The following is a 25,203-nucleotide window of genomic DNA, read 5'->3' on the forward strand; positions in this document are numbered from 1 at the left end:
TGCTGGCTACTTGTTCCACGGGATTTCCTTTAACGAGCTTAATTTGCTTTCTATGTATGGGCTGTCCGGCACAATACAACCAAAATGTCGTATCTGTGACAGAGTTTTATCAGGGCTATGCTACATTGATATGAGATTTTATCGTGAGAACCTCTTATGTCAGATACCGCCAGTGAAAAAAAATATCAAACTTTTGCTGAGTTTTATCCGTTTTATCTTGCTGAGCATGCGAATGTGACCTGTCGCCGCCTGCACTTCGTCGGCTCCTGCCTGGTGCTGCTCTGTCTGGCCAGCGCAGTGGTCACTGCTAACTGGATGCTGCTTTGGTTATTGCCGGTAATTGGTTATGGCTTCGCCTGGGTAGGGCATTTCTTTTTCGAGAAAAATCGCCCGGCCACATTCACCTATCCGTTTTATAGTTTGCTTGGGGACTGGGTGATGTTTAAGGATATCCTGACCGGTAAAATTAAGTTTTAAGCGCGACTTTTGGGGTAAGTGAACGGCTAAGGTGATGTGGGCACCGAGTGTTTTTTCCAATTCATGTAGGCTTCATCTGCCAGACCTAACATTGCCAGGTCTTCTTTTGTGTCGCCGTACGCATAGACTTTATCATACTGCTTTAAATCAAATTCAGAGCGGATCCGTTTTGACTTGTTAGCGTTGCTACAATCACCATTAACATAGCGTCCGGAAAACCTGCCGCGCTGAACTTTAAGTTCACTGCAAATCAGGTTGAATCCATTTTTTGCGCACCAGTACCTCAAATAAATATCGAGCGAGGCTGATACGATAACAATCTGATCGCCATTGCTTTTGTGCCAGTGCAATCGGGTTATTGCCTCTTCTCTCAGAAAGTCAGGAATAACCTTGGTAGCGTATTTCTCGCCGACGGCAACAAGGTCTTCTTCCACACGGCCAGCGAACGCGATAAAGCTGGCAATACTGCGCATTTTAGGTGCCGAAAGAAGCCCCATTTTGTAAAGAATGAAAAATGGAGATAACGCAATCCTAGCTAACAATGCGCGCTTTTTTGTGGCCGAGAAATGCAGAAATTTGCTGTACATATCTGTATTAGTGATGGTTCCATCGAAATCAAATAAAGCAATGTTCAAAACAGTTTCTCAAGCTTCTGTGTTGTCCGTGTGAGTGTTAGCTGCAAAACGCCTTTAATCGGCAGGTTGTGACGCTGCGACCCGGTAGGCTTCAGTTCCGTATAGCGGTACTGTCGACAGACTGTGCTTAAAGCTTCCTGAAGTTTCTTTGGTGGAGTAAGCCACATACAGCAGGGTTTGATTTTCAGCATCGTAAACGCGGCGTATTTTCATGGTTTTAAAGAATATACTTTTGGATTTACGAAACAGCACTTCGCCGGATTCGCTTTTGTCTATTTCTGCAATCATCGCTGCTGTTATTGGTCCGGTTTGCCGACAGGCGATTGAGCTGTCTGACGGATCAGCGAAACTGAGATCCGCTTCAATGCTGGAAACATGACAGGTAACCCCCGTCACTACCGGATCACGAAAGGCATCCAGTTTGATGTCCTTGGTGGTAAAGACACCCAGTGAGATATCGCCCACCTCATTGCGGTTACAACCAATAAGCAGGAGGCTGAACAGGGTGAGTACAGTCAGTTTTTTCATTGGAATATCCAATTGCTGTTATGTGGCTGACATTCTTAATCATTTTGAGTGAAATGCAAGTATCAGGGAAATTCAAAAGACACCCATCAATTCGAAGGACACCCATCACTAAATTAAGAATTAAGCAGACACCCATAACAGCAAGGCCAAAATTAAGCGGACACCCATAACAACAAGGCTGCGATTAACGGGCTTGAATTTTAAGCCAGTTACTTATGCAACTGGTTGTATCTTGGACAGATAGCACCTCTTTAATAACCAGATCTGCGTTGCGTCTGACCTGGTTGGCGCAGGTGAGGTAAATATCCCTGAAGTGATCACAATATTTATCTAAATAAGCTGAGATGGAGTTAATTGAATTAGTGCCAGGTTTGTCGGTGTGTCTTTGGATAATGCGAGCCAGGCACAGTTCTAACGGTTGGTCTAAGAGAATAACGTAATCAATTAATGGTGAAATTACGTCGCGCTCTCTGCCAAACGGTTCTTCAATAAAAAGGTAAGTACACCTATTCTCAGCAACCAAGGCCTTTATTGCATCAGCAAAATCAGGTGTTTTAATAAGGGAAACATTTGCGCCTTTTACCAGCCAGCTCTTCATGTTTTGCGGGTATGAGTTTTGAGTAACGAAATCATCAAAAAGCAAATACGGGCATGAAAACTCTCTGGCCAATTGCTTCACAATGGCGGTTTTACCTGCACCAGAAACACCGCTGACTGCCACTACTTTTGTTTTTTTCATACTATCCCAGTGAAATTACACCTTATTGCAAATCAACAGCCGAAAAGGCGGCAAAAATCTATTGGTTATAATGCCTTAGAGGTAATAGGCAGCCAATGAGTTTTTGTCTGGATTAATAAAGTGTCGCAAGATTGTCTAACTTGAGTCTGAGGTCGTTATGGTTAGCCCACTCGCGTAAGAGATTGCGTTGTTCTGACTTTGAACACCGAAATTGTAGGCTTATAGAGTGACTGTCCTGCTATGTTATAGTCATGCAAATAATGGCCGTTTAATTGTCAGGGAATATAGTTTAATGATGCAACCGGTACATCGAATAGATTCAGCTAACGCAAATCCTTGTAAGGGAAAGGTTAAATTCGATGTTGTTAAATCGTCGTGGTCACTACTCATGATCACTTCTGCTATTGTTTTGGGCCCCCTTACATTTTCATTAGAGACATTTCTTGTCTTTCTTATCTCAACTTATGTTTCTTTGCTCGTTGGTCATAGCGTCGGAATGCATAGGATGATGATACATCGTTCATTCGAATGCTCGCGCACCGTTGAGAGAGTTCTAATATACATTGGTGTGCTAGTTGGAATGGCAGGTCCGTTTGGCGTTATTAAAATACATGATTTGAGAGATTGGGCACAACGACAGTCGCAATGTCATGACTTTTTTTCTCATAAGCAAGGCGCTTTAAAAGATATCTGGTGGCAGCTAACCTCCAGATTCGATTTTTGTCATCCCCCCAGATTCAATATTGAGGCAAAATATAAAAATGATCGTTTCTTACAATTTCTAGAGAATTCGTGGCCATTACATCAATTGTTACCCGCTTTAATTTTGTATTACTTTGGTGGTTGGTCATGGGTCGTTTGGGGCATATTTGTAAGGGTTAGCATAAGTATTATTGGACACTGGGCGATTACCTATTTATGTCATAATCCTGGTCCTGGAAATTGGCTGGTGAAGGGGGCATTTGTGCAAGCATCCAATATCCATGGCCTTGGGATAGTTACATACGGTGAGTGTTGGCATAACAATCATCATGCATTCCCTGAATCCGCAAAAATTGGTATAGAAAAGGGGCAGATTGACCCTGCTTGGTACTTCATTAGATTCTTGCAGATTATGGGCATTGCGAAGAATGTAAAACTTCCCAGACCTGAAGAAGAGAGGGAGGACCTGGAGAGAGTTCACTAAACTAATTTAATAAATAATGGTGAAAGCTATGACAACAACGTTTCGGTTGTGGCGAACTCTCTGAAATCACAATTGGTTTGTATGTTGGTTTAGGCCATTGCCATGTTTCTGGTTCAGTACTCTAATGTTACTTCTTCGAAGGGGAGCACCCCTTCAACCCCCATATGCCCTTGGCGCGAGTTAGCATAAGCCTCAAGGGCAGAATCTTTGTAGATATGAGGTAGGTTGGACTTTAGTCCAACGAAGATGCTAAAAGCCAGCAACGGTGTCTGACTGAAGTCAGACCTACAAAGACTTTCCTGTTGCCCATCTTCAGGTTTTTTCTGCCCTATCGGCTTATCTCGCGAAAGGGCCAAATTTCTTCGGACTTCGAACACAACTGAGAAGGGGTATTTAACAATTTTAAAGTGGGTGTCCTGCTAAGGTGTGAGAGACCAGAAACGTAGTGTGTGGGGCTGAATTAATTTTTTACAAATAACGGCGTTGACTTAAAGCGCTTGGTACAGCAGGATAAACCCATGAACACAAATCTTTCGCAACACACAGTGAGCATTATTATCATCATTCCTTAGGAATGGTGGGATTTGTGATGTCTTCATAATTTAACAAACCCGCCCAGGAGGCGGGTTTGTTGTTTCTGCCTCCGGGGTCATATTTCAAAGAGAGGAGTCAGGATGAAAAAAGTCGCAGTATTCGGTAAACCCGCTAACGGTAAATCAACCTTGAGTAAAAAGTTGGCGGCGGCAACGGGCATTCCTTTGTATGCGCTGGATTCTATTTTGTATCAAGCAAATGGTGAAGAAGTCTGTCGGGAGCATTATGAACAACGCCATGAAGCCATTCTGGATTTCGAGTCTTGGATCATTGAGGGGTTTGCTCCCATGAATTCATTGCAATCTTTTCATCGAAGGTTGCAAGCGGCTGATACCTTAATTTATATCGATTTACCCTACAGGGTGACCTATTGGTTGGTAACTAAGCGTTTTCTCAAAGGCTTGTTTGTTAAACCTGAAGGTTGGCCGGAGGGGAGTTCTGTATTAAAGGGAACGTTGGAAAGCTTTAAGGTGCTGAAGCTTTGTCCCGGATTTTGGAACGATGATTTTTTACAAAGAATAAAACAACAATCAGTGAACAAAAAACTGCATGTTATACGCTCAGTATCACAACTGAATGGCTTTGTAGAAAAGTACGGGAAATAAATAGTTTCGAGATTTGGAAAGGGAAGGAATGGTGCCGACTGCCGGAGTCGAACTGGCGACCTACTGATTACAAGTCAGTTGCTCTACCAACTGAGCTAAGTCGGCACACTAAAACCTTTTTGCGATGTTGCTGAGCAACAAAGCGGGCGCCATTGTAGCGGCGCCCTTTATTTTGTCAAGCAGATTCAGGACAAAGCTCTTAATATTTTTGTAATCTCTGAGCTTCGGCTTCCAGCAATGGAAAACTTTCCTGTGGCAGGTGCTTTGCCAGGTCCAGTAAGCGCGCTGCTAAATCCTGATTGTTTTTAGCGCTGACGTTGAAATGTCCCAGCTTGCGCTTGGCTCTGGCGGTTTTACCGTACCAGTGAATATGGCAGCCAGGTATGGCCAACATATCGCGGCTGAAGCTGCCACAACCTATGATATTGACCATTGCTGTTGCAGATCGCACTTCGGTGGAGCCAAGTGGCAGTCCACAGACCGCTCGCAGGTGATTTTCAAATTGGCAGGTATCTGCACCTTGCATGGTCCAGTGACCCGAGTTGTGCACCCGTGGTGCGATTTCGTTCACCAGCAATTGCTCGCCAACCTGGAAAAATTCCACCGCCAGTACACCGATGTAATTCAGTTTCTCGGCCAGCTTTACAAAGATCTCCTGGGCCTGCGCCTGTAATGCTTCGGATACTTCAGGAGCGGGTGCCAGTGTCAGGTGCAATTGCCCTTCGTGGTGGTGATTTTCCACCAGTGGATAGAAGGCAAATTCGCCTTTTTCGGAACGCACGCCTACCAGAGAAACTTCGCGAGAAAAATTAATCATTTTTTCCACGATAATGGGCACACTTTGCAAGTCCAGCTTGCTCAGGCTTTGCGACATGGCGGCAATGTCGTCTTTTTGTTTTAAGCGCCATTGTCCATAACCATCGTAACCGTCGCGACTGGCTTTTAGTACCAGTGGTGTGCCTAGTTTTTCTGCAATATCGGGCAATTCACTGATATTGCGCATTACCTGATATTCGCTGGTGGCAATGTTCAGTTCGGTCATCAGGCCTTTTTCTTTGACTCTGTCGGCACCGGCGCGAATAGACGCAACACTGGGCTTGAGCTTGCCGGATTCGTCCGCCAGTTTTAGCAGGTGTTCTGGCACGTGTTCAAATTCAGCAGTAATGACATCAGAATCATCTATGGCCTCCTGCAAAGATACTGTGCTGGGGGCTTTGCTGATGGGGTTGATCACCTGATCTTTGTTAACATCGACGGCTCTGACATGAATCCCCAAAGGGCATCCTGCCAAATACATCATTCGGGCCAGTTGGCCGCCTCCGTAAACAAGCACCTTCATTCGGTTAACTCCAGCTTGCTTTGTTCCAGTACGGTTTTGGTCTGGTTCTCACGGAAGGCTTTTATTCTGTCGCGTAAGTTGGCGTCATTATTGGCTAACATTTGCGCCGCAAATAAACCGGCATTGGCAGCACCGGCTTCGCCGATGGCCAGGGTACCTACGGCCACACCTTTGGGCATCTGGACAATGGAAAGCAAGGAGTCCAGACCGCTCAACTGCGAAGATCGTACTGGTACACCCAGTACAGGTAAATGGGTATGAGCCGCTATCATGCCAGGTAAGTGAGCTGCGCCGCCAGCTCCGGCAATAATCACTTCAATGCCGTTGTCTGCAGCGGTTTCTGCAAATTCGGTGAGTAAATTGGGAGTACGGTGAGCCGATACCACCTGAGCTTCAAATTCGACTTCAAGGTCCCGTAACATTAAGGCCGCCTTTTGCATAGTGGGCCAGTCAGATTTAGAGCCCATTACGATCGCAACTTTTGCCATGTATACCTCGGTTTTACGCTTTGGAAAAAATGCGAATGATAGCGCACTTCCTCCCTCTGAAACTAGCAATCTGCACAAATATTTACTGGTTGCTACGAAATTTCAGCAATTTTTGTCAGTTTCATAAGATTGCAACACAAGTGTGGGAAGCTTACTTAGGCCGCTGTTGTGAGACTATTGCTGGCTGAGCTGGTTGGGGAGAGTATTTAATGCCGCTTTACCCTGACATTTTGAAATAGGCTAATTTATTTTTGTTGGAATACCCGATGACAGATTCTACGGTAGAGCAATCCCATGATACCAGCCAGGAACTACCCGAAAAACTCTCCAATAACACCAAAAAATGGGCTCTTTTAGCACTTCTGGTTTACGGCATACTGGTTGCTGTTACGGTCATAGGCTCCGGGTTTAAACTTGCCACCGGGGATCACGCAAGAGAACTCTTTGAGTTTGCCTCCAATCCCATTATGGGCTTAATCATTGGCATGGTCTGTACCGCACTTATACAGTCCTCAAGCACAGTTTCTTCTATTATCGTTGCCATGGTTGCCGGTGGCTTACCTATCACCATTGCCGTACCTATGATCATGGGAGCGAATATTGGCACCAGTATCACCAGCACGCTGGTCAGTCTGGGACACGTTGCTGACAAAAAAGAATTTCAACGGGCATTCGCATCAGCCACTATTCACGACTTTTTTAATCTTTTGAGTGTCGCCATATTTCTGCCGTTGGAAATTGCATTCAACCTGTTGGAAAAATTAAGTGCGGCGTTGATGGATTTGTTTCACATCGGAGCTGGCTTTGCGGTAGGTGGATTTAATCCTCTTAAAGCCATTACTAAACCTGTCGCTGAACTGATTGGAAGTGGATTGTCATTCTTGCCTGATGTCTGGGCGGGAGCTTTAATGGCCATAATTGGGGTGGGCTTGATCATCCTTTCTATCACCTTCATGGGTAAAACCATGAAAGCATTGATGGTAGGGAAAGCGAAAGAAATTCTGCACAGTAGCATAGGTAAAGGTCCGATTAGTGGCATTACCTCTGGCACTATTATTACGGTACTGGTGCAATCTTCTTCCACCACCACATCACTAATAGTACCCCTGGTGGGTACCAATGTTTTAGGTCATCGGGACATTTATCCCTTTGTACTAGGGGCTAATATTGGCACCTGTATTACTGCTTTAATTGCCGCGCTTGCCGTAACCGGTGTGAATGCCGGGTTTGCACTGCAAATTGCGTTGGTACACCTGCTCTACAATGTCCTTGGTGTCTTGATTATTTATGGCATTAAATTTTTGCGGGAGTTGCCATTGAAGTGTTCCCATGAGTTATCGTTAAAAGTTGCGGATCGAAAAGTATGGGGACTGGCTTATATTGTTGGGCTGTTTTTTGTGGTGCCGCTTTCGGCTATTTTAGTAACCAGTTAATTGGAAACAGCCGCAACTGTACAGGGGTAGTTGCGGCTATTTGTTTCAGGCGCTTTGCAGCTTCCAGCGCAGCTCTTGTCCGGCAAAAAATGGCACGATTGGATTGCCATTGGGCAGCACGATAGATTCTGGTACCGTCCAGTTTTCCTGAACCAGTGTGATGTTGCTTTTGTTTCTGGGCAGGCCGTAAAAGTCTGCACCATAGTGGCTGGCAAAACCTTCCAGTTTATCCAGTACATCCAGCTCTTCAAAAACTTGCGCGTATAGCTCTATAGCACTCCAGGCGCTGTAGCAACCAGCACAACCGCAATCGCTTTCTTTTTTGCTTTTCTCATGAGGAGCTGAATCCGTTCCCAGGAAGAGTTTCTTGTTTCCAGATTGCACCATCGCCCGCAACGCCTGTTGATGGGTATTGCGCTTTAATACTGGCAGACAATAGTTGTGTGGCTTAATTCCACCTACCAGCAAATCATTGCGGTTCAACAATAAATGCTGTGGTGTGATGGTGGCGGCAATGTTATCGCCAGCATTGGCCACAAACTCAGCGGCATCAGCTGTGGTGATATGCTCTAACACGATTTTCAGCTTGGGGAAATCTCTGACGATCTGCGTCAGGTGCTGCTCAATAAATTCTTTTTCGCGGTCAAAAATGTCGATGTGAGATTCAGTAACTTCACCGTGCACCAACAGCAGCATGCCACAATCCGACATGGCCTGAAAAACCGGATACAGCGTCTGCAGTGATGAAACGCCATCGGCAGAATTTGTGGTAGCCCCTGCTGGATAAAGTTTGGAAGCGACAATGCCACCGGCTTTAGCCTGTTTGATAACTTCCGGCGTTGTGCTGTTCGTCAGGTACAGGGTCATCAGCGGTGTGAAGGCTTGTCCCGACGGAATGGCACGCTCGATGCGTTCGCGATAGGCATTGGCTAAACTGAGGTCGGTTACCGGCGGAACCAGGTTAGGCATAACAATAGCGCGACTAAAGCAACGTGATGTGGCGGGTACAGTTTCCGCCAGCATGTCGTTATCTCTGAAATGTAAGTGCCAGTCATCTGGGGTCGTGATTGTGAGATGGGTCATGTAATGTCCTGATTGTAAATCTGAGGCTACCTGTTGGTTTCATTATGGGTTGAATAAACCAAATTGCCACTTGCCGGACATCCCGATACTGAGATTTTGCCCTGACGCTATAGTTTCTGACAGAAAAATGTGCCAATGTTGGTCTACTCGTCATTATATGCAATTTTACGCCTTAGCTCACTCATAACATGACCGCTCAAATCAGTCTGGCCTCTTTGCTGCCTGCCGAAAAGCAAAAACCGCACATTGTTTTACCGATTCGTCTTATTGATAAGATTATGGGACTGGCCAAAATGCAGCGCCTGTATGAAGAACATCAGATGCAGGGCCTCTCAAAGGAAGATTTCGCTGATAAGTTGATATCTGTACTGGATATTACACTGGAAGGAGAGGCTCAACTTTTAGCTAAAATTCCGCAGACTGGCCCATTGGTGATTGCCAGTAATCATCCTTTTGGTGGGCTGGAAGGGGTGATCTTAGCGCGTCTGCTCAGCAAAGTACGACCCGATCTCAAAGTGCTGGCCAATGTCGGCCTGCAGATTTTTGTGGAGCTTCAGGATTATTTTATCTTCACCAATCCTTTATCGGAGCGGGATCCTCGCAATGGCCCCTCACTGCGCAACAGTTTAGCCCATGTTAAATCCGGGGGCGCCTTGCTGCTGTTTCCTTCGGGTAAAGTCAGTTACAAAGACCGCCAACAAAAACGGGTGGTGGAACATCCCTGGAACCGCCTGGTGAGCAAACTGGTACAGAGTGCTGATGCCCAGTTTTTACCTTTATGGGTAGAAGGCCAAAACAGTGAGTTGTTTTATCGCATTGAAGCTATCTATTATCCGTTGCGCATGTTGTTTTTGGGCAGGGAGCTATTGAACAAAAACCGGGCCAGAGTGCAGTTAAGAGCAGGTAACCCAGTTAAAGCGAAAGACCTTGCTGCCAGCAAGGGCCCGCAGGCGCAGGCTGATTTGGCCCGTTGTCTGAGCATTGCCTGTTCCGATAGCTGGAGTCAGCCCTGGCCGGATACGGATGAATCGCAGTTTAAACCATTGGCCAGCGAAACTTCGTCGTCACAAATACTGGATGAAATTGCCAGCCTGCCGCCAGAGCAACATCTGGTGGCATACAAAGAGTTTGATGTCTATTACGGCTATCAGCAGCAAATTCCGGCAGTGGTGCAGGAAATCGCGCGTCTGCGGGAGCTGGTTTTCCGGCAACACAACGAAGGCAGTGGTGAGCCTCAGGATAGCGATCGATTTGATGCAACTTATACCCAGTTGTTTATTGTTAACCGGGAAGAGGGCCGTATTATCGGAGCCTATCGCATGGGGCAAACCGATAAGCTACTGGCACAAAGCGGTGTTGAGGGATTGTATTTATCACAAATGTTTGACTTTGCACCGGACTTTTACAATCGTCAGGAACCTTGTCTGGAAATGGGCCGTTCCTTTCTTATTCCTGAATATCAGCGCAGTTACTATGGGCTTTGCCTGTTATGGCGTGGTATCGGTGCATTTGCCTGCAAATTTCCGCAATATCGACGCCTATACGGTACAGTTTCGTTGAGTAAATTATACGATAAGCGCAGTATCACACTGATGGCAAAGGCGCTGCTGAGCCCCATACATTCCGTGCAGGCAAAAACGCCCTGGTCAATGCCATTGCATCCCGATCTGCTGCAGTTGTCACAGCAATATTCGCTGGATGATCATTTATCCACATTTATTAAAACCCTGGAGCCGGATGCTAAAGACATTCCGGTGTTGGTGAAACACTACAAAAAGCTGGGGGCGCAGTTTTACTGTCTGGGGCTGGATGACAATTTTGCCGGGACTCCGGGCCTGTTGTTGTGTGTGGATTTGCTTAACATGCCGGAAAAAGCAGGCAAGCAATATTTAGCTGACGGTTGGCAAGCTTTTCAATCCCACCATCGTTAACCGGTTAACCCTGTACGTTGAAAACTGGCGGTAGCCGGGGCTAGTCCAAAACTGTCCTCCAGAACAATATCCTGTGAGCGGGCGATGAGTTTTAGGGAAAAATAATGGTGCACCGCATGGCTGGATACAAAAACCAGCTCTCTGCCCAAAGTGGATTCACCGGCGTAATCCTGTTGCTCACTAATGGAAATTTCAGAAACCACGCTGACGGGGTGCTCCAGGTCCTCTGCTGTCAGCTTCTTTAACCAGTCTGCAATTCGAGTGAGTTGCTCCATAGCCACTGCCGTCTGACGTTCTGTTTCACAGAAGCGCTTGCGAATATTGTAATTTACCGTGTTATTTACCGGATGCATCAAAGCGAGGTAGTGGTCGATGATATGACGCATGTGCGCACCAGCGCTACTGCTAAACAGTGGTTTAGGAACACAGGTGTACTGTTCATCGGAGAGCTTTTGCAGGTATTTTTTGCCCTGCTCAATAATGTCGAGTTGACTGGCTATCATATGTTTTGATTGTTGTTTAGCGTTAGCGTCATGGACCAGCTTAGTCAATAACTACTTTCATTGCCAAAGGAAATTTCCTTTTCAACAACCCGTTGTCAGGAACCTGACCAATTGGTATAAACTGACATTTGAACTACCTTTATTGTGGATTATTCTGATTTTGCTGCGTCTGGAGGTAAGGTGACTGGATTTAGGGTTTTAGCCGGGTTACGCCATTTAATGCTTAAGGTTTGTAAAAAAACAGGTTTATTGGCAACGACTCTGATTTTTGCAACCCAGATAGCCATAGCTGATACAGGTTCCTGGCGTGTAGTAACCGAGATTTTACCTCCGTTGCAGCAAGACGCTAACGGGGCACTTGCCGGACCTGCCATTGATAAGGTTAAAGCTTTATTAGCAGATACCGGAATTGAAGCACCGATTGAAGTTTTCCCCTGGGCCAGAGCTTATGACTTAGCCCAGTCGCGCAAAAACACTTTGATTTTTTCCATGGCCCGCTATCAATCCAGAGAGTCTATGTTCCATTGGATTGGACCTCTGGGGCAAATTCAATTTAGTTTCGTTGCGCTTGCAGACCGAGAGGAAATTCAGATAAATAGCAATGAAGACGCCAAAAAGTGGGTTTTGGGCACGGTGCGTAATGATGCCGTGCACGACTGGTTAAATCAGCACGGATTTACCGAAGATGAACATTTTGTAATTCGCAGCGATTTGCAGGAATTGGCAGAGTTGCTCTACAAAGGGTTGATTGATGGCCTGCTGGTGAATAAAGAGATAATTAAGATCATTGCTGCGCAAAAAGGCTATGACCCAAATCGTATTCGGGCCTGGCATCAACCCGAAGGCTTGAGCAGTAACCTATATTTGGCCGCCAGCATTAATTCTGACCTTGAGATGGTGGAGAGATTAAAAGCGGCTTTTTAGCCGCTTATTCAATTTTTCGGCTATTTGCATTCTGAGGTTGGAGCACTTGCTTCGGGCCCTAACGTGCTGAAACGTCAGTTGGTTGGAAAGTGAGTCTTAGGTACTTTCCAAGTGCCACAATTAAACCACTAATATACTGGTCAACTGACTCATCTTACCGCCAGTCAGAAACATGTGGAATGACTGACTGCTTCTCCATGAAAGCCGACAGTCGGCTCAGAAATGCCACAGGGGGCAATCACCCCAAAACGGACTTTGAGGTTTTCAAAGACTTACCCTCTTGTTCGGAATCCCAGTCAGAATATCGTGATAGCATTTTTTACGAAAAGTGCTATCGTAATTGTATGAAAGTAATTGTTGATACCAATATCATTATAAATGTTTTGCTGAGCCCTAATCGTAACTCAGCGAGCTTCAAAGTGTTTGAAAAATGCTTGTTAAGGGATATTAGTCCACAAATAAGCGCGGCTTTGTTCTCTGAGTATTTGGATGTGAGCAGGCGCCCGCAGATAATTGGAAAAAGCAGCTACACCCAATCAGAAATAGACACAATACTGGACGGTTTTTTAAGCGTCTGCGAGTGGACAAGAATCAATTACATATGGCGGCCAAACTTACGGGATGAGGCAGATAACCACCTTGTAGATCTTGCAGTAGCGAGCAATGCAATGACTATTATCAGTTATAACTTGAAAGATTTAACCAGCGGCGAGTTACGGTTTTCCTGGCAAGCAGTAACACCAGAACAATTTCTTAGACAGATGAAGTGAAAATGATTATGGCTACAATTACCTATAGAACCGATGAGCAGACCAAACAGAGGCTTGCAAAGTTCGCAGAAGATCAAAATATTAGTATTAATAAGGCAATCGATTTAATAGTAAGCAATGCCATTGATGAACGTGAAGCGTATGCAGAGTTTCAAAAACGAGTCTCGAAGAGTGATCCTCAAAATGCATTGGACACACTTTATTCAAAGGCTTTTGAGTAAGAACAAAGCCAGTGAAACTAGTTGTTCAATGACCGATAAGGAAGAGGTCCGGACTTCCATGAAAGCCGACAGTCGGCTCAGAAATGCCACAGGCGGCCATTACACCATTGCTGCCGTTCAGTAAACATTATTTATCAGGTGGCTTCAGATAAGTTGCAGCAGTCGTTCAATGAGTTTTTCTTACTCTGACTAAAAATACTGGTTTACCATGCGAAACTTTGCTTTCAAGCATGCTTTCCATCACTCATCGACTCAATCTATTTCGACTGCTGTTAACAGGTTGCCTATAGTAATCCATTGGATTACTATGTGCGTTATGCAAATTACAATCACCGAACTTCCAGAATATATCAGGCGCTCAGAATCGCTCCTAACTGAAAAGGAGTGTAAGGATGTGATCGATTATTTGTCAGTGCATCCCAAAGCTGGTGATTTGATGGAAGGCACAGGTGGAATTAGGAAGTTGCGTTGGAGTCGTGGGAATAAGGGGAAAAGCGGTGGCATTCGGGTCATCTACTATTACCACGATGAACGCATTCCTCTGTATTTACTGACTATGTTTGGAAAGAATGACCGAGCTAACTTGTCTAAGGCAGACAGGAACTCACTCGCTAAACTGGTTGATATTTTGGTTGAAGTAGCATTGGAGAAACATCATGAGTAGTGCATTTGACAGTATTGCGCAAGGACTTCAAGAAGCCATTGATCTGAATAAAGGAAAGAAGGTGGAGGCAAGATCCCACCGCCCCTCTGAAGTTGACGTCGCGGAAATTCGTCACAGTCTAGGTCTTACTCAAATGGAATTCGCCTCTAAGTTTTGCATCAGCGTATCTACTCTTCGTCATTGGGAGAGAGGGGATAGAAAACCTAATGGTCCTGCCTTGGCACTTTTGCATGTAGTAGCCAAAGAGCCAAAGGCCGTACTCAGAGCATTGAGCTGATAGTCTCTTTATTCTCCGTTCATTGGTGAAAGGCTCAAAAAGACAATAACCGGTCGTTCAGTCTTGAGCAAAATTTGAGGTAACGAATGATCGAAGTCTATGTGAAGCTGATGTTCAGTATTCTCCTAATGGACGGTAATCATGCGCAGAAATCACGCCGTAAGAAAAATTTTTCACAGTTGATGTTAAGCTCGTAGTGGTCACTGAATTCTTCTATGCACGTAAAAATACTTATGCAATTATAACTATTTGTGATTTTAATGACGTAACATTAAAAATCGTTCTTTATCGTCTGAAGTCAAAGCTAAGGCATCTACCAATCTGAAACGACTCCCTTTTTCTAATATTACGCCTTTAAGTGGCACGCTATTCTCCTTGAATGCGCGGATTACTAACAATGACACCCATCATAACTGTACTTCAGTACAGTTTTCAAACACTCCAGTTTGTGCAAAATTAGTACTTCATTTTGCAGGCTCAGGAGGAGTCCACATGCCAAAAGCCAGGAAGGCACAAATCTGCCTTGAAGATACGCCCTATTACCACTGTGTTTCCCGTTGTGTGCGTAGAGCCTATTTATGCGGGAAAGACAAACAAACCGGGGTTAGCTATGAACACCGTCGTCAGTGGGTTGAAGACCGCATTCATTTTTTATCTCAAATTTTTGCTATTGATGTCTGTGCTTATGCAGTGATGAGCAATCACACCCACCTGGTATTGCACATTCACAAAGATTTATCTGACAGCTGGGATACCGAGGAAGTCATTCGCCGCTGGCACAGGCTCAGTAATGGCACCTTACAGAAAGCGACTGACGGATATCAGCTGGTTTATGCGCTATTTAAATGAATACATAGCCAGAGAAGCCAATAAGGAAGATAAGTGCACAGGTCGTTTCTGGGAAGGTCGATTTAAGTCCCAGGCACTACTGGATGAAGCTGCGCTTGCAGCCTGCATGGCCTATGTTGACTTAAATCCCATCAGAGTCAAAATGGCTGAAACACCGGAAGAATCTGACCATACCAGCATTCAGTATCGTGTCAATGCCACCAAAGCAGGAAAAACACCTAAATTCCTGACACCTTTTGCCGGTAATATCAAAGAGGATATGCCCCATGGTTTACCCTTTCACCTGAACAGATTATCTGGAGTTGGTGGATATCACGGGCAGAGCTATCTTACCCAATAAACGCGGCTCCATTGAAGAATCAACACCTGCGATATTGGAACGCCTCAACCTCAAACCTGAGCAATGGCAGGAACTAGCTACTCAATTTGAAAGCTGTTTTCATCATGCTGCAGGCAGTGAATCTTATCTTGAAGCATACAAACACCGACATAAGTTAAAGCGACTCAGAGATAAAAACGCCGCGATTCGATTATTCGGCTGACAACTACTATCTTAACGCCAACTAAAAGCATAATTGCCGCAAGGTAAGGCGCGCACCTGCCTATATCTTTTTGAAGTTGTAATTTCTAACCCAGAAAGCACTATTTAATAGTCTGAATCCGCTCTCTGATGTGTTTCTTCCCAGAAATTTAGAAAAAATTAATAGGGAGGCCTGAGATTTTGAAAAAAAGAGAGCTGAATGAATTTTAAAGTGGATGTCTTTTTATTATTTATTAAACCACTAATATACCGGTCAACTGACTCATCTTACCGCCAGTCAGAAACATGTGGAATGACTGACTGCTCCTCCATGAAAGCGGACGATCACAAGCACACTCTTAATAGACCAAACCATTCCATAGACTCGCAGTTCGGTTGCACAAAAATTCACCTAATTAACAATAAAATCTTTGAAGTTTTAATCACAGTGAACTACCCAGCGACTAAAGTTCTCTGGGTTTTCTCGCCACATAGTCGATAAGAAAGCCAGCACATGCTGGCTTACGTCTTATTGCTAGGGTGGTGTACGCTAGTGCTCGGTGGATCGATATCCCAGTACTCTCGCATCATGCAAAATAATAACGACTGACTTGTGATGGTTAGATTTCTGTCATTAGTAATCTCTGCTTTAAAACGAGATTGTTTAATGTAGGCCCGCAATGCCTCCTGAGTCTGCTTACCTTCCTCACCATCCATGGAGATATGTCGACCTAATAATAGTGTCAGCATCCGCTGTACCATCATGATTTTTTGCGTTTCAGAGGCATGTTCATGATTACGTACGGCTGTTTGCAATTGAAACCAGTCAGCCGGTCCAGCCTTTTTATCGTCAAACCACATACCGACCGGGGCACCAATACTTTCGGAAAGCAGGCTCATTACCGTCATCTGCGCTATAGCTGAATTCAGTTGATCTTTACTTATTTTGCCTGACAAGCCAAAGTCCAGATTAAATCCGGAACTGGTTTTACCGTCGGTAAAGTTAAATCCAATCACTGCACCGCTTTCGGCCTGTAACACATAAGTGCACAACGTTGAGGTCATACCTGGAATCGCCACATCGACCGGATTAAAGAACGATGTAGTCAGGCAATTATCGTATTTAAGCACCTCTTTGTCATGAGACATTGGGATGGTGAACTGAAGCCCCCATGCAGATACTTCCATACCGCCGGATATACCGCGCTCCGCTTCTACTGTCACCGGCTCACAATTATTGGCGAAAATGACGACATTTACCGATGTAGCATCAATCTGATCAGCGATGGCGACCTGCTCTAGCTTTTTCTTATGTACCGATGGAAGTACAACCGAACCATCTTCCCTTACAATATAGCGTCTGTTGTTAGCAAATACATCCTGGTAGCCTTTTGCCAGTCTGTTATCGATGAGCCTATGGTGAGCAATATCAAGTTTCTTACCGTTGACGCGTAACAGGGCCTGATACACACCTGACTCAAAAGGATTGGCACCGTAACATTCACCTGGGGCGCTCATGGTGCCGTAAGAAAGTGTGTAATAAGAGACATCTTCTGTATTGAGGATCTCCCGTAATAGGTTACCTGGCGTGTGTAACTGTTTGGTGACTTGAGCCGGGCTTAGGTAGTTTATATTGGCTTGTGGTTCTATCAAAGTACGTTGCGCGTCAGTGATGACGCATCCGCTGAGGGATGAAAGTCCCGCCCCAACAACAAACAACGTTTTAATGGATTGTTTAGCGCGCATTGACATGACTAATGCCCTCCTGCGTTAATGTTGCCGGTGTAGATTTCCTGATGCACATTTTGTAAATGGGTACCGTGGATTTCGCCAACCGTAATGTTAGGTGCAGATAAATCTTCCGCGACAACAATGTTAGTAATATTGGGCGCGCGTATTGAGCCCAGATACACTTCACCCAACACCATATCCTTGATTGAGTTTAAGTCAGTTCGCACATCAGTAATAACAATGGCCTCACAATATGGCAGGCGGCGCGCATAATAACGATTTGCCAGATCATGCTTCACGTTAATGCGGACGTAGTTACGACGTGGATATTTTACCTTCGTGTGCAAATATAAACCACACCCCGAAGCCTTCCCATACTGGGCTTTGAACTGGCCCCATGCCTGTTTGGCTGATTTAATCTTACCCCATTCGCCAGCCTCAATGAGGGTGGGATAAAGGGGCAGGGTGCTTAGCAAAGCAGCCAGAAATAGTTGTTTAAGCTTTTGCATAATGATAACTCCTAAAAAAGCGCCACCGAGCAAAACTCAGTGGCGATTTGGTTTACCATCCGTGATTATCTCTGGCCTAAGTAGGCTCCACCCATTTTGACCGCCGATCCGTTTGCTTTCACAGTACCCACATTGATATTTTGAGTAACATCAACCGAATTGCCTTTAAAGCCATTTAGGCCGACCATGCCGATTTCGACCAGACTGTCTTCTGCTTTGACTTTCTGAACAGTCACATCCTGCTCAACCTTCAAGGAGGTCACCTTCGAATCGGCGGCTTCGGTAACGGCAATATTGACCGCAGAGTTATCGGCCTCTACCGATTTAACATCCACATCCTGCTTAATTTCAACACCTGCACTGGCGCTAAATGAACCCTCTTCCATAATGCGATGCACTAGTGCCGTATCAATGGCACCCATCGTGTCTGAATTCATCACTCGTTCACCAACACCGGTAAGGGTTTCTGCGGCAAAACCGATCGCGCCTGCTTTTGCCCATTGCCCGGCAGTAGCGGGCACCGAAACACACACGCTGGTAGCAATAGCCACCGCTAATGCAGTGCGAGCAGTTACTTTTTCAAATTGATTCATGGTATTCTCCAAATGTACGTTAGCTGGCCAGGGTCGCTTATCACTTGTGGGTCGTATCACTTGCATAAGCGGCCCTGACGCCGGTTTGACCTGATGGTCAAGTTAAGTATGACAAAAATTGCAGAATGCGAAAGGTGTTGAAATGGCAAACTGTAATGCAAAAAAGTAAATATTAAGTTAGCTAAAAACCTCCTCCCATTTTCTCGCCCCTTTTTGCATTTTATGGAACTCTACTCTAAGTGAACTATACTGCAAATATGAGGTCTAATAATATCGGGTATCCATAAATGGAGAGCACTAAACAAGCTGTAGGCTATATCAAAACATGGCAGGATTACTGGCATGTGTACCCTGAAGTTCTTTCCATGGAAGGCAATGATAATATACCTACTTCCGTACGCATTAATCTGTTCGGTTTTTTTGCAACAGATGCAATCACGCAGTTAAAGCAAAAAAAAGCCAATAAAACGTTAGAAAAAGAAAGTCGCTTTAAACATAAAATCCTGAAAAGCTTCCAGCGCCACCCCAGCCCCGAACAGCATGTTCAGGATATCAATGTAATCCGTGAAGAGCTGTTGTATGCCAATACAATGTTAGCCTCCCCCTATCCAGACGATTTTTTTGACAGGGTATGTGATTCAATTACAACATTGATCTATGCCTTAGAAAACCGCCACTGGCCAACCCACGTCCCTGTTGATCAGTTTCCATCAGACAGAGAGTTTGAGCCTGATCTACACCTGGACCACATAAGTGCCTTAAACGGACTAGTGGTGGATTACGCAAACGCTTATCAACCCGAGAACCGCAACATCTGGCTAGTCGAGATGCCGGTGCTGCAAACAACCGAAATACTTACTTATTTGGCCAGCCAAATAAAAAAACACTGTATGTTAGGCAAAGCTCAGCAAAACCAGACGACGTTTTCGTATGATTACATCGGCTGTATAGATACCTCAGCTTTAGACACCCCCGAGCAACTACGAACGATGCTGATGGCCAACATGAGTGCCCGGCTTCACTTACCAGCTCTTGCAAAAAGCTCCATTCACTCCCTAGCGGAGCTCTCACGCAATAAGTTGTTGATTATTTATCTTGATGCGGATTCAAAACTGGATAGCCATTATCTTAACAACCACCAGCACCAGGAGTTGATCAAATCGGTTGTCAACATGATTGAGCACACGTCTTTTGATGTGCTGTTGGTGGCACATGATACATCTAATGTCATATCAAGGGAGATGCATTCGCCACTTACGCCAGTGTCAGTGCATTTACCAGTGCATAATTATTGGCAAGAAATGCGTACCGAATATGAAAAATGTGGACTGGTATCAGACGATAATGCGTTTTATGAAGATGGCGTGCCGTTAAGTTACGACAATTATCTGATGATGGAAATGTTAAGCAAGGTGACTCAGATATACGCTGACGATCCCGAAATCACCGCAGCACTGGAGTGTAATATTGATTATCTGATGGAAGCGTGTACCCGTGATGATGACGCCTGCATCAATCGTTTCGGCTTTGCTTATCTTCAACACCAGGCCCCCATCACCTTTCTTGTGCTTTTAATATTAACGCTTAGCAGTAACGAACTGACCAAGCATGAAATCACCAAAATGATCGGGCAACTGTTGCGATATTACATTGGTAAAGATGATGTGATATGCGCACAGTTTAGTTATAACCACACAAAAAATAAGTTGTTTACCTCATTAGGATTTGAGGATAAAGAGCATTTTTTGAAGGCTACCATCAAGACCCAGGAAGAAGCCATTTATACCCATATTGAAAAATCCATTGAATTGCTGCGCAGGTTAATCGTTAAACGGCACCGGGTCCATGCTGTAGATAGTGGCGATGGTATCTACATTCCTGTCAGACTCAAAGAAAGATTGGGATTATTCGTCGATACCCACCAACGGTTGCAGTTCATCAGACGCTCAACCCATTGGTTAATCGCCTGTTTGTTAGATCAGCGCATCGCTGCAATGGCAAAAACAGTCAGCGAAGAGTTCTATTCAAATCAAGCGCTGGATCCGATCACCAGTCAACGTATCAATCAGCTGAACCATGCCTTAGCGTCGGTCAATGTCAGTATGGGGCACCGTGAAACGGTAGCTTTTATCCCCAGCCAGGAATGGATGAGTACCTGTTATAAATTCGACCCGGCAAAACGGTTGTCTGCCCCAGACACCTTGCGAAAATGTTTTCAATTGTACGACGTTATCGAAAATGGAGATGGTCACTATTACCGGTTGTCAAATAGTACGGACTTCAACCGATATAAATTGTCCATACTGATCCGTTTTTTTCATTGCGGTTTTAAAAATAGGTTAGATGAACTCTCCAATAATAGGACCTCACAGGTCTTGCCTGGCCTCAATATGCTATTGCTTGAATCGATATCTGACAGAGCCATTGACTTATATACCGCCGCCGCAGTCGCGGCCTACCGTTCGCAGGATTATGGCTTTCTGGAAGTTATCATCGGTCAGAGTAAGAGTGTTGCAAATTTGTGTGATTATGGCAATCGAATGCATTTACCGTTTTTTATCGGTGAAATAAATTCCGCTCTGTCATCGAAGGTGCCGTTTACGCGAAATATTCACATCGAATCGCTTCGTGTGCAGGGGTTGATCCGTCGTAATTCGCTTCGTTCTGCTTTGCATTGTAACAGACGGGTGGTGGCATCCTTGTTAGGACTGGAGCACATCGAAGGGCTTAAGCTCTGTTTTGAACAGGTTGATGACACTGTTCAGGTCTGCCTAGACGCGCACCTGACTAAATATCTGTTCAAATTCCTGATGCACGCGATGCGTATCGCACTTTTTCAACGCTATATCAGCGGAACTGTCAGGATCTATAAGATACTGCGGTATTTACAGCTTTGTTTCGATCACCTTGCATCTCAGGATGATATGCAACAATACGAGGTCCAACTTCCCATAAAAACATTTAACAGTTCAAGGCTTGTGATCCTTCAATTGACCAGACATGCGATTCATGAAATGACGATCCCCGCTATTGGTGAAGCCACAGAGATTATTCGTTCAGCCTCATATTTGTATTCATCAATGCCGCAGGAACATCCGTTACGTGATGACATCGCATTGATTATGCTGGATATCGACCAGCGCTACCGGGACCTGAGTGTGGGGCAGGTTGATAAGTATCATCCAGGGGCGGCAACTACCATAGTCAATCAACAGCGTTTATCACTGTTACAACATTATTTGCGTCTTTGCAAAATTTCGCCTGCTGAACTTGCTTGTGGCGACACTGTGCTTATCGAACAAAAGATCCCTTTCTATAAACAGAATTTCCCAGGAGTTTATCTTAAAACTCAGTATATCTATTTGACGGTAAGAGCGATGTTGTGTGCATCAAAAGATAAAGTTGACAATGCTCACTTCGACTTACTTCGTCAGTATCTTGACTATTTGCGAACAGTATCAAACGATAGAGAATTTGAATTGTTTTTGATCAACATTGAGATCATGGACGTTGTTTTCCACATCGCCCGATTCGCGCATAACAACACTAAATACTTTTTGTCTAAACAACAACTTCGTTATTCCGCACAGCATTACGCTGCCTATATGCGCGAAAAAGAGAAAGCCCTAAATGATGTGGTGTTTGGCCAAACACTATCTGGCGAATATATTTTGCCTAGACTAGAACGGGTTTACCGCAAAATAACCACGTCAGGGTATTTAATAAAGTTAACAGAATTTAATCGTGTCGTGCGCTTTGTGCTCAATGATTATACCGTTCCAGACAACCAAATAACCTCCCTGCTTAAAAGCACTTCTATTAATGACATACAGCAGGTCCGTTGGGATGAGTATGGAGAACTACAATCTGGATTTTTTAGTTTCCCTGACCAAAAGGTCAATGTCGCTGAGCACGAAAGTAACACTATGTATGAACGATATTTTGAAACATCTTAAATGTACCACTTACCTAAAAGCGAGCGAAATTGGTTTCTCTGGCTAATAATGAAATAAAATATTGAAAAGACAATCAATTTGGAGATGCATCTTTCATGTTTTATCCGTGCGAAAAAAGGGTTCTATGTGCTGATGGCAGTGTTGCTCGGGTATCAATTTGAGCTATTTGCCATATCGCCTTGGATTTATTTAATGACGGCCAAGTCCATTGCCGACTTTGATGTGGCAATTCAGTGAGTGAGGAAATGATAAATGCTGGTTATGCTACACCAAACTGATGATTTAGGTTCTATGGAGCCAAAGGAATTAGGGCTATTTGCATTTTGAGGTTGGAACACTTGCTTCCGGCCCTGACGTGCTGAAACGTCAGTTGGTTGGGAAATGAGTTTTAGGTACTTTCCAAATGTCACAATTAAACCACTAATATACTGGTCAACTGACTCATCTTACCTTAAGGACTGAACCGCCAGTCAAAAACATGTGGAATGACTAACTGCTTTTCCATGAAAGCAGACAATCGAGATCGCTAATTAGATGAATGTTTTTACTGGTGTAATCACATAATACTTCACCACTAATCGCCTCCCTTAATAGTAGCTTCTGCTTGTTGTTTGGTTAGTATATGTAATAGGCAACTTGCCCAGTGCTTGGAGAGTTAATCACAAAACCCGTTATGTTATAAATAGCACTATTATCGCTCGCAGTATTTTCAATCTTAATTCTATTTTGAACACCTAAGCCGATATTGGAATACAGCATTCTCGACGATGAACTAACTGTAACTGCGTAATTATTAACTCTGTCTGGAATTGCGACAGCTCCTTTCCTGCCAACGTGCTCATATACTCCGTTTACCGACAGATACACTTCAAATGCCGTACCAGAAAGAGGTCTGTCACTATCACTGGTAACAATGTGCGTAATGTAAGCATCTTCAGGAACGTCAAAGCTTAGGTTTTCATAACTTATTACGCTGGTATTTTCTGTATTCTCCAGAGTAAAGTGGACTCCTGCAATCGAAACAGTATTGTAGATTGTTCCTCTCACATCTTCAGGTCCTGCAACATATCCCGATATTTCTGTTATTTGATTAAGTTCGGTAACAATATAAACACTATCTCCTTGAGCAGGCATGAAAACATCATTTTCGAAGCCCCACTGCACTGTGGGAATAAATATATGCTCTGGATCATTGGGTGCTGGAACTGCCGCTGTGTTTTCAAGTAAATCACGCTCAGTGAAATCTTCATTGCTGACATAAACATCAAATGATAGAGACGTACCTTCAGGGATTTTTTGCTTTGAAACTAGGTAACTTAGAACTTCTCCTAAATCAAACTCCCCGCCAGTGTTAGTCAATTTAATCCTAGACTCACCTTCAAAATTGTTATCAACTTTTATCCTAATGCCTGCAACTTCGATGACATCTATGCTGTCTATTTGAGAATGCAGCTTATGACTTGGTTGAGCAATTGCAATATCCGCCCCTTGCTGTCCAAAATTATGTCGCTGGATACCGTCTTCATTGCTTGAATTGAAGTTGTTTCCGCTACTGTTATTTATGTAGAACATTTGATTGGATGCTCGTCTCACAGCGATATCCGCGATACCGTCACCGTCATAATCAGCCACTACTGGAATATCGTTTTCGTTTTTGCCAAAGACAATTCGTTGGATTCCATCGCCTTTTGTTGAATTGTAATTATCACCATTGGAATTTTTGATGTACCACGTAAAATTAGATGGTCTTCTTACAGCGATATCTGCGTAACCATCACCGTTGTAGTCAGCAGGCACAGCGATATCGTTTTCATTCTTACCAAATACAATGCGCTGAATCCCATCACCGTTGTCCGAATTGAAATCAGAGCCACTGGAGTTTTTGATATACCACGTAAAGTTGGATGTGCGTCTGACGGCAATGTCTGCTTTGCCATCACCATCGTAATCAGCAGGAACAGGAATATCGGTGGACTGTCTACCAAAGATTTCACGGGTAATCCCGTCACTGTGTCCCGTTCGCTCATCTACTCCAGATGAATTTTTGATATACCAGTATTGCGTCGAAGGTCTTCTCACGGCTAAGTCTGTGATACCGTCACCATCGTAATCGGCAGGCACAGGAATATCTCCTTCATCACGACCAAACGTAAACGTATTAATCTCGCCTGTTGAGCTATAGCGGATAATCCATTCAAAGGTAGAGGGGCGCCTCACACCAATATCCCAGATACCGTCACCGTCAAAATCACCTGTCACCGGAATATCTGTTTCTTGCTCACCGAGAGCGTGACGCTGAATACCATCACCACGCACTGCTCCAATGTTGCTGCCTGTTGAGTTGAGAATATATTGATATCCCGTAGAAGCGCGCCTGACTGCGATGTCCGCATAGCCATCTCCATCAAAATCAAATTCCTTGGCGTGAACTGAAATTACAGCAGGAAAAATAAGGAGTGCAGCGAGGTGTTTCTTTAGCGACATGTTAAGACTTCACAGTGATTAAAACTTCAACAAAGGTCATTGTAATTGCGTTTAAAAAATTAGCAACCGAACTGCGAGTCTATGGAATGGTCTTGTCTATTAAGAGCTTGTTTGTGACTGTCCGCTTTGGAAGAGGTCCGGACTTCCATGAAAGCGGACAGTCG

Annotated in this window: 22 protein-coding genes, 1 tRNA gene and 1 pseudogene; 12 read left to right on the forward strand and 12 right to left on the reverse strand. The window is 44.5% G+C overall.

Going from position 1 to position 25,203, the window contains the following annotated elements; translation table 11 throughout:
• The first annotated feature begins 156 nt into the window (after positions 1-156).
• The gene (locus tag ACXAD8_RS18060) at positions 157-477 is read left to right on the forward strand and encodes an Mpo1-like protein (protein WP_475231373.1); all 321 of its coding nucleotides are present in this window, start codon (positions 157-159) and stop codon (positions 475-477) included.
• 26 nt (positions 478-503) lie between these two features.
• On the opposite strand, the gene ACXAD8_RS18065 is transcribed toward ACXAD8_RS18060, so the two are convergent.
• The 3 genes from ACXAD8_RS18065 to ACXAD8_RS18075 form a co-directional block, all read right to left on the reverse strand.
• Complete coding sequence (locus tag ACXAD8_RS18065; protein ID WP_475231374.1) at positions 504-1,112, reverse strand: HAD family hydrolase; 609 nt, start codon at positions 1,110-1,112, stop codon at positions 504-506.
• A gap of 54 nt (positions 1,113-1,166) precedes the next feature.
• On the reverse strand, positions 1,167-1,640 hold the full coding sequence (locus tag ACXAD8_RS18070; RefSeq protein ID WP_475231375.1) for a CreA family protein: 474 nt from the start codon (positions 1,638-1,640) through the stop codon (positions 1,167-1,169).
• A gap of 184 nt (positions 1,641-1,824) precedes the next feature.
• Positions 1,825-2,379, reverse strand: coding sequence for a nucleoside/nucleotide kinase family protein (locus ACXAD8_RS18075; protein ID WP_475231376.1), 555 nt, complete (start codon positions 2,377-2,379; stop codon positions 1,825-1,827).
• Between the two features lie 580 nt (positions 2,380-2,959).
• Between ACXAD8_RS18075 and ACXAD8_RS18080 the strand changes: the two genes are divergently transcribed.
• Both ACXAD8_RS18080 and ACXAD8_RS18085 read left to right on the forward strand, forming a co-directional pair.
• On the forward strand, positions 2,960-3,565 hold the full coding sequence (locus tag ACXAD8_RS18080) for an acyl-CoA desaturase (protein WP_475231377.1): 606 nt from the start codon (positions 2,960-2,962) through the stop codon (positions 3,563-3,565).
• A 674-nt stretch (positions 3,566-4,239) separates the two neighbouring features.
• A complete protein-coding gene (locus tag ACXAD8_RS18085; protein ID WP_475231378.1) occupies positions 4,240-4,764 on the forward strand; it encodes a P-loop NTPase family protein in 525 nt (174 codons plus the stop codon).
• A 29-nt stretch (positions 4,765-4,793) separates the two neighbouring features.
• Here ACXAD8_RS18085 and ACXAD8_RS18090 read toward each other — a convergent pair.
• The 3 genes from ACXAD8_RS18090 to purE all read right to left on the reverse strand — a co-directional run bounded on the left by ACXAD8_RS18090 (position 4,794) and on the right by purE (position 6,591).
• Positions 4,794-4,869, reverse strand: a tRNA-Thr gene (locus ACXAD8_RS18090).
• Positions 4,870-4,963: 94 nt separating this feature from the next.
• Positions 4,964-6,103: a 5-(carboxyamino)imidazole ribonucleotide synthase gene (locus tag ACXAD8_RS18095; RefSeq protein WP_475231379.1), complete on the reverse strand. Its 1,140-nt coding sequence runs from the start codon at positions 6,101-6,103 to the stop codon at positions 4,964-4,966.
• Positions 6,100-6,591, reverse strand: coding sequence for a 5-(carboxyamino)imidazole ribonucleotide mutase (gene purE / locus ACXAD8_RS18100; protein ID WP_475231380.1), 492 nt, complete (start codon positions 6,589-6,591; stop codon positions 6,100-6,102). The genes ACXAD8_RS18095 and purE overlap by 4 nt, the downstream gene beginning before the upstream one ends.
• Before the next feature lie 266 nt (positions 6,592-6,857).
• Between purE and ACXAD8_RS18105 the strand changes: the two genes are divergently transcribed.
• Positions 6,858-8,024: a Na/Pi symporter gene (locus ACXAD8_RS18105; protein ID WP_475231381.1), complete on the forward strand. Its 1,167-nt coding sequence runs from the start codon at positions 6,858-6,860 to the stop codon at positions 8,022-8,024.
• Positions 8,025-8,069: 45 nt separating this feature from the next.
• Here the strand turns inward: ACXAD8_RS18105 and pyrC are convergent, their stop codons facing one another.
• Positions 8,070-9,107 carry a dihydroorotase gene (pyrC, locus tag ACXAD8_RS18110; protein WP_475231382.1) on the reverse strand — a complete coding sequence of 346 codons (1,038 nt, stop codon included), beginning with the start codon at positions 9,105-9,107 and terminating at the stop codon, positions 8,070-8,072.
• A gap of 188 nt (positions 9,108-9,295) precedes the next feature.
• On the opposite strand from pyrC, the gene ACXAD8_RS18115 reads away from it, so the two are divergent.
• Positions 9,296-11,038, forward strand: a complete 1,743-nt coding sequence (locus tag ACXAD8_RS18115; protein WP_475231383.1) for a lysophospholipid acyltransferase family protein — start codon at positions 9,296-9,298, stop codon at positions 11,036-11,038.
• Here the strand turns inward: ACXAD8_RS18115 and ACXAD8_RS18120 are convergent.
• Complete coding sequence (locus tag ACXAD8_RS18120) at positions 11,035-11,589, reverse strand: DinB family protein (protein WP_475231384.1); 555 nt, start codon at positions 11,587-11,589, stop codon at positions 11,035-11,037. The two genes, ACXAD8_RS18115 and ACXAD8_RS18120, sit on opposite strands and share 4 nt — an antisense overlap.
• Before the next feature lie 132 nt (positions 11,590-11,721).
• On the opposite strand from ACXAD8_RS18120, the gene ACXAD8_RS18125 reads away from it, so the two are divergent.
• From ACXAD8_RS18125 to ACXAD8_RS18150, 6 genes and pseudogenes are all read left to right on the forward strand, one after another.
• Entirely contained in the window at positions 11,722-12,465 is a 744-nt protein-coding gene (locus tag ACXAD8_RS18125) for a substrate-binding periplasmic protein (protein WP_475231385.1), read from the forward strand.
• Between the two features lie 344 nt (positions 12,466-12,809).
• Positions 12,810-13,235 (forward strand): putative toxin-antitoxin system toxin component, PIN family, encoded by a 426-nt coding sequence (locus ACXAD8_RS18130; RefSeq protein WP_475231386.1) that lies wholly within the window; start codon positions 12,810-12,812, stop codon positions 13,233-13,235.
• 8 nt (positions 13,236-13,243) lie between these two features.
• A complete protein-coding gene (locus ACXAD8_RS18135) occupies positions 13,244-13,456 on the forward strand; it encodes a hypothetical protein (RefSeq protein ID WP_475231387.1) in 213 nt (70 codons plus the stop codon).
• Between the two features lie 394 nt (positions 13,457-13,850).
• On the forward strand, positions 13,851-14,120 hold the full coding sequence (locus ACXAD8_RS18140; RefSeq protein WP_475231388.1) for a type II toxin-antitoxin system RelE/ParE family toxin: 270 nt from the start codon (positions 13,851-13,853) through the stop codon (positions 14,118-14,120).
• Positions 14,113-14,397, forward strand: a complete 285-nt coding sequence (locus ACXAD8_RS18145) for a helix-turn-helix domain-containing protein (protein WP_475231389.1) — start codon at positions 14,113-14,115, stop codon at positions 14,395-14,397. Before ACXAD8_RS18140 ends, ACXAD8_RS18145 begins: the two co-directional genes overlap by 8 nt.
• Before the next feature lie 492 nt (positions 14,398-14,889).
• Positions 14,890-15,788, forward strand: a pseudogene (locus tag ACXAD8_RS18150) (transposase).
• 500 nt (positions 15,789-16,288) lie between these two features.
• On the opposite strand, the gene ACXAD8_RS18155 reads toward ACXAD8_RS18150, so the two are convergent.
• The 3 genes from ACXAD8_RS18155 to ACXAD8_RS18165 all read right to left on the reverse strand — a co-directional run bounded on the left by ACXAD8_RS18155 (position 16,289) and on the right by ACXAD8_RS18165 (position 18,599).
• On the reverse strand, positions 16,289-17,518 hold the full coding sequence (locus tag ACXAD8_RS18155; protein ID WP_475231390.1) for a hypothetical protein: 1,230 nt from the start codon (positions 17,516-17,518) through the stop codon (positions 16,289-16,291).
• Between the two features lie 2 nt (positions 17,519-17,520).
• On the reverse strand, positions 17,521-18,006 hold the full coding sequence (locus ACXAD8_RS18160; RefSeq protein WP_475231391.1) for a hypothetical protein: 486 nt from the start codon (positions 18,004-18,006) through the stop codon (positions 17,521-17,523).
• A gap of 65 nt (positions 18,007-18,071) precedes the next feature.
• Complete coding sequence (locus ACXAD8_RS18165) at positions 18,072-18,599, reverse strand: hypothetical protein (RefSeq protein ID WP_475231392.1); 528 nt, start codon at positions 18,597-18,599, stop codon at positions 18,072-18,074.
• Between the two features lie 287 nt (positions 18,600-18,886).
• Between ACXAD8_RS18165 and ACXAD8_RS18170 the strand changes: the two genes are divergently transcribed.
• Positions 18,887-22,555 (forward strand): hypothetical protein, encoded by a 3,669-nt coding sequence (locus ACXAD8_RS18170; protein WP_475231393.1) that lies wholly within the window; start codon positions 18,887-18,889, stop codon positions 22,553-22,555.
• A gap of 615 nt (positions 22,556-23,170) precedes the next feature.
• On the opposite strand, the gene ACXAD8_RS18175 is transcribed toward ACXAD8_RS18170, so the two are convergent.
• The gene (locus ACXAD8_RS18175) at positions 23,171-25,039 is read right to left on the reverse strand and encodes an FG-GAP repeat domain-containing protein (RefSeq protein WP_475231394.1); all 1,869 of its coding nucleotides are present in this window, start codon (positions 25,037-25,039) and stop codon (positions 23,171-23,173) included.
• Positions 25,040-25,203: the final 164 nt, after the last annotated feature.

The organism is Planctobacterium sp. AWH2_060, assembly GCF_056158425.1.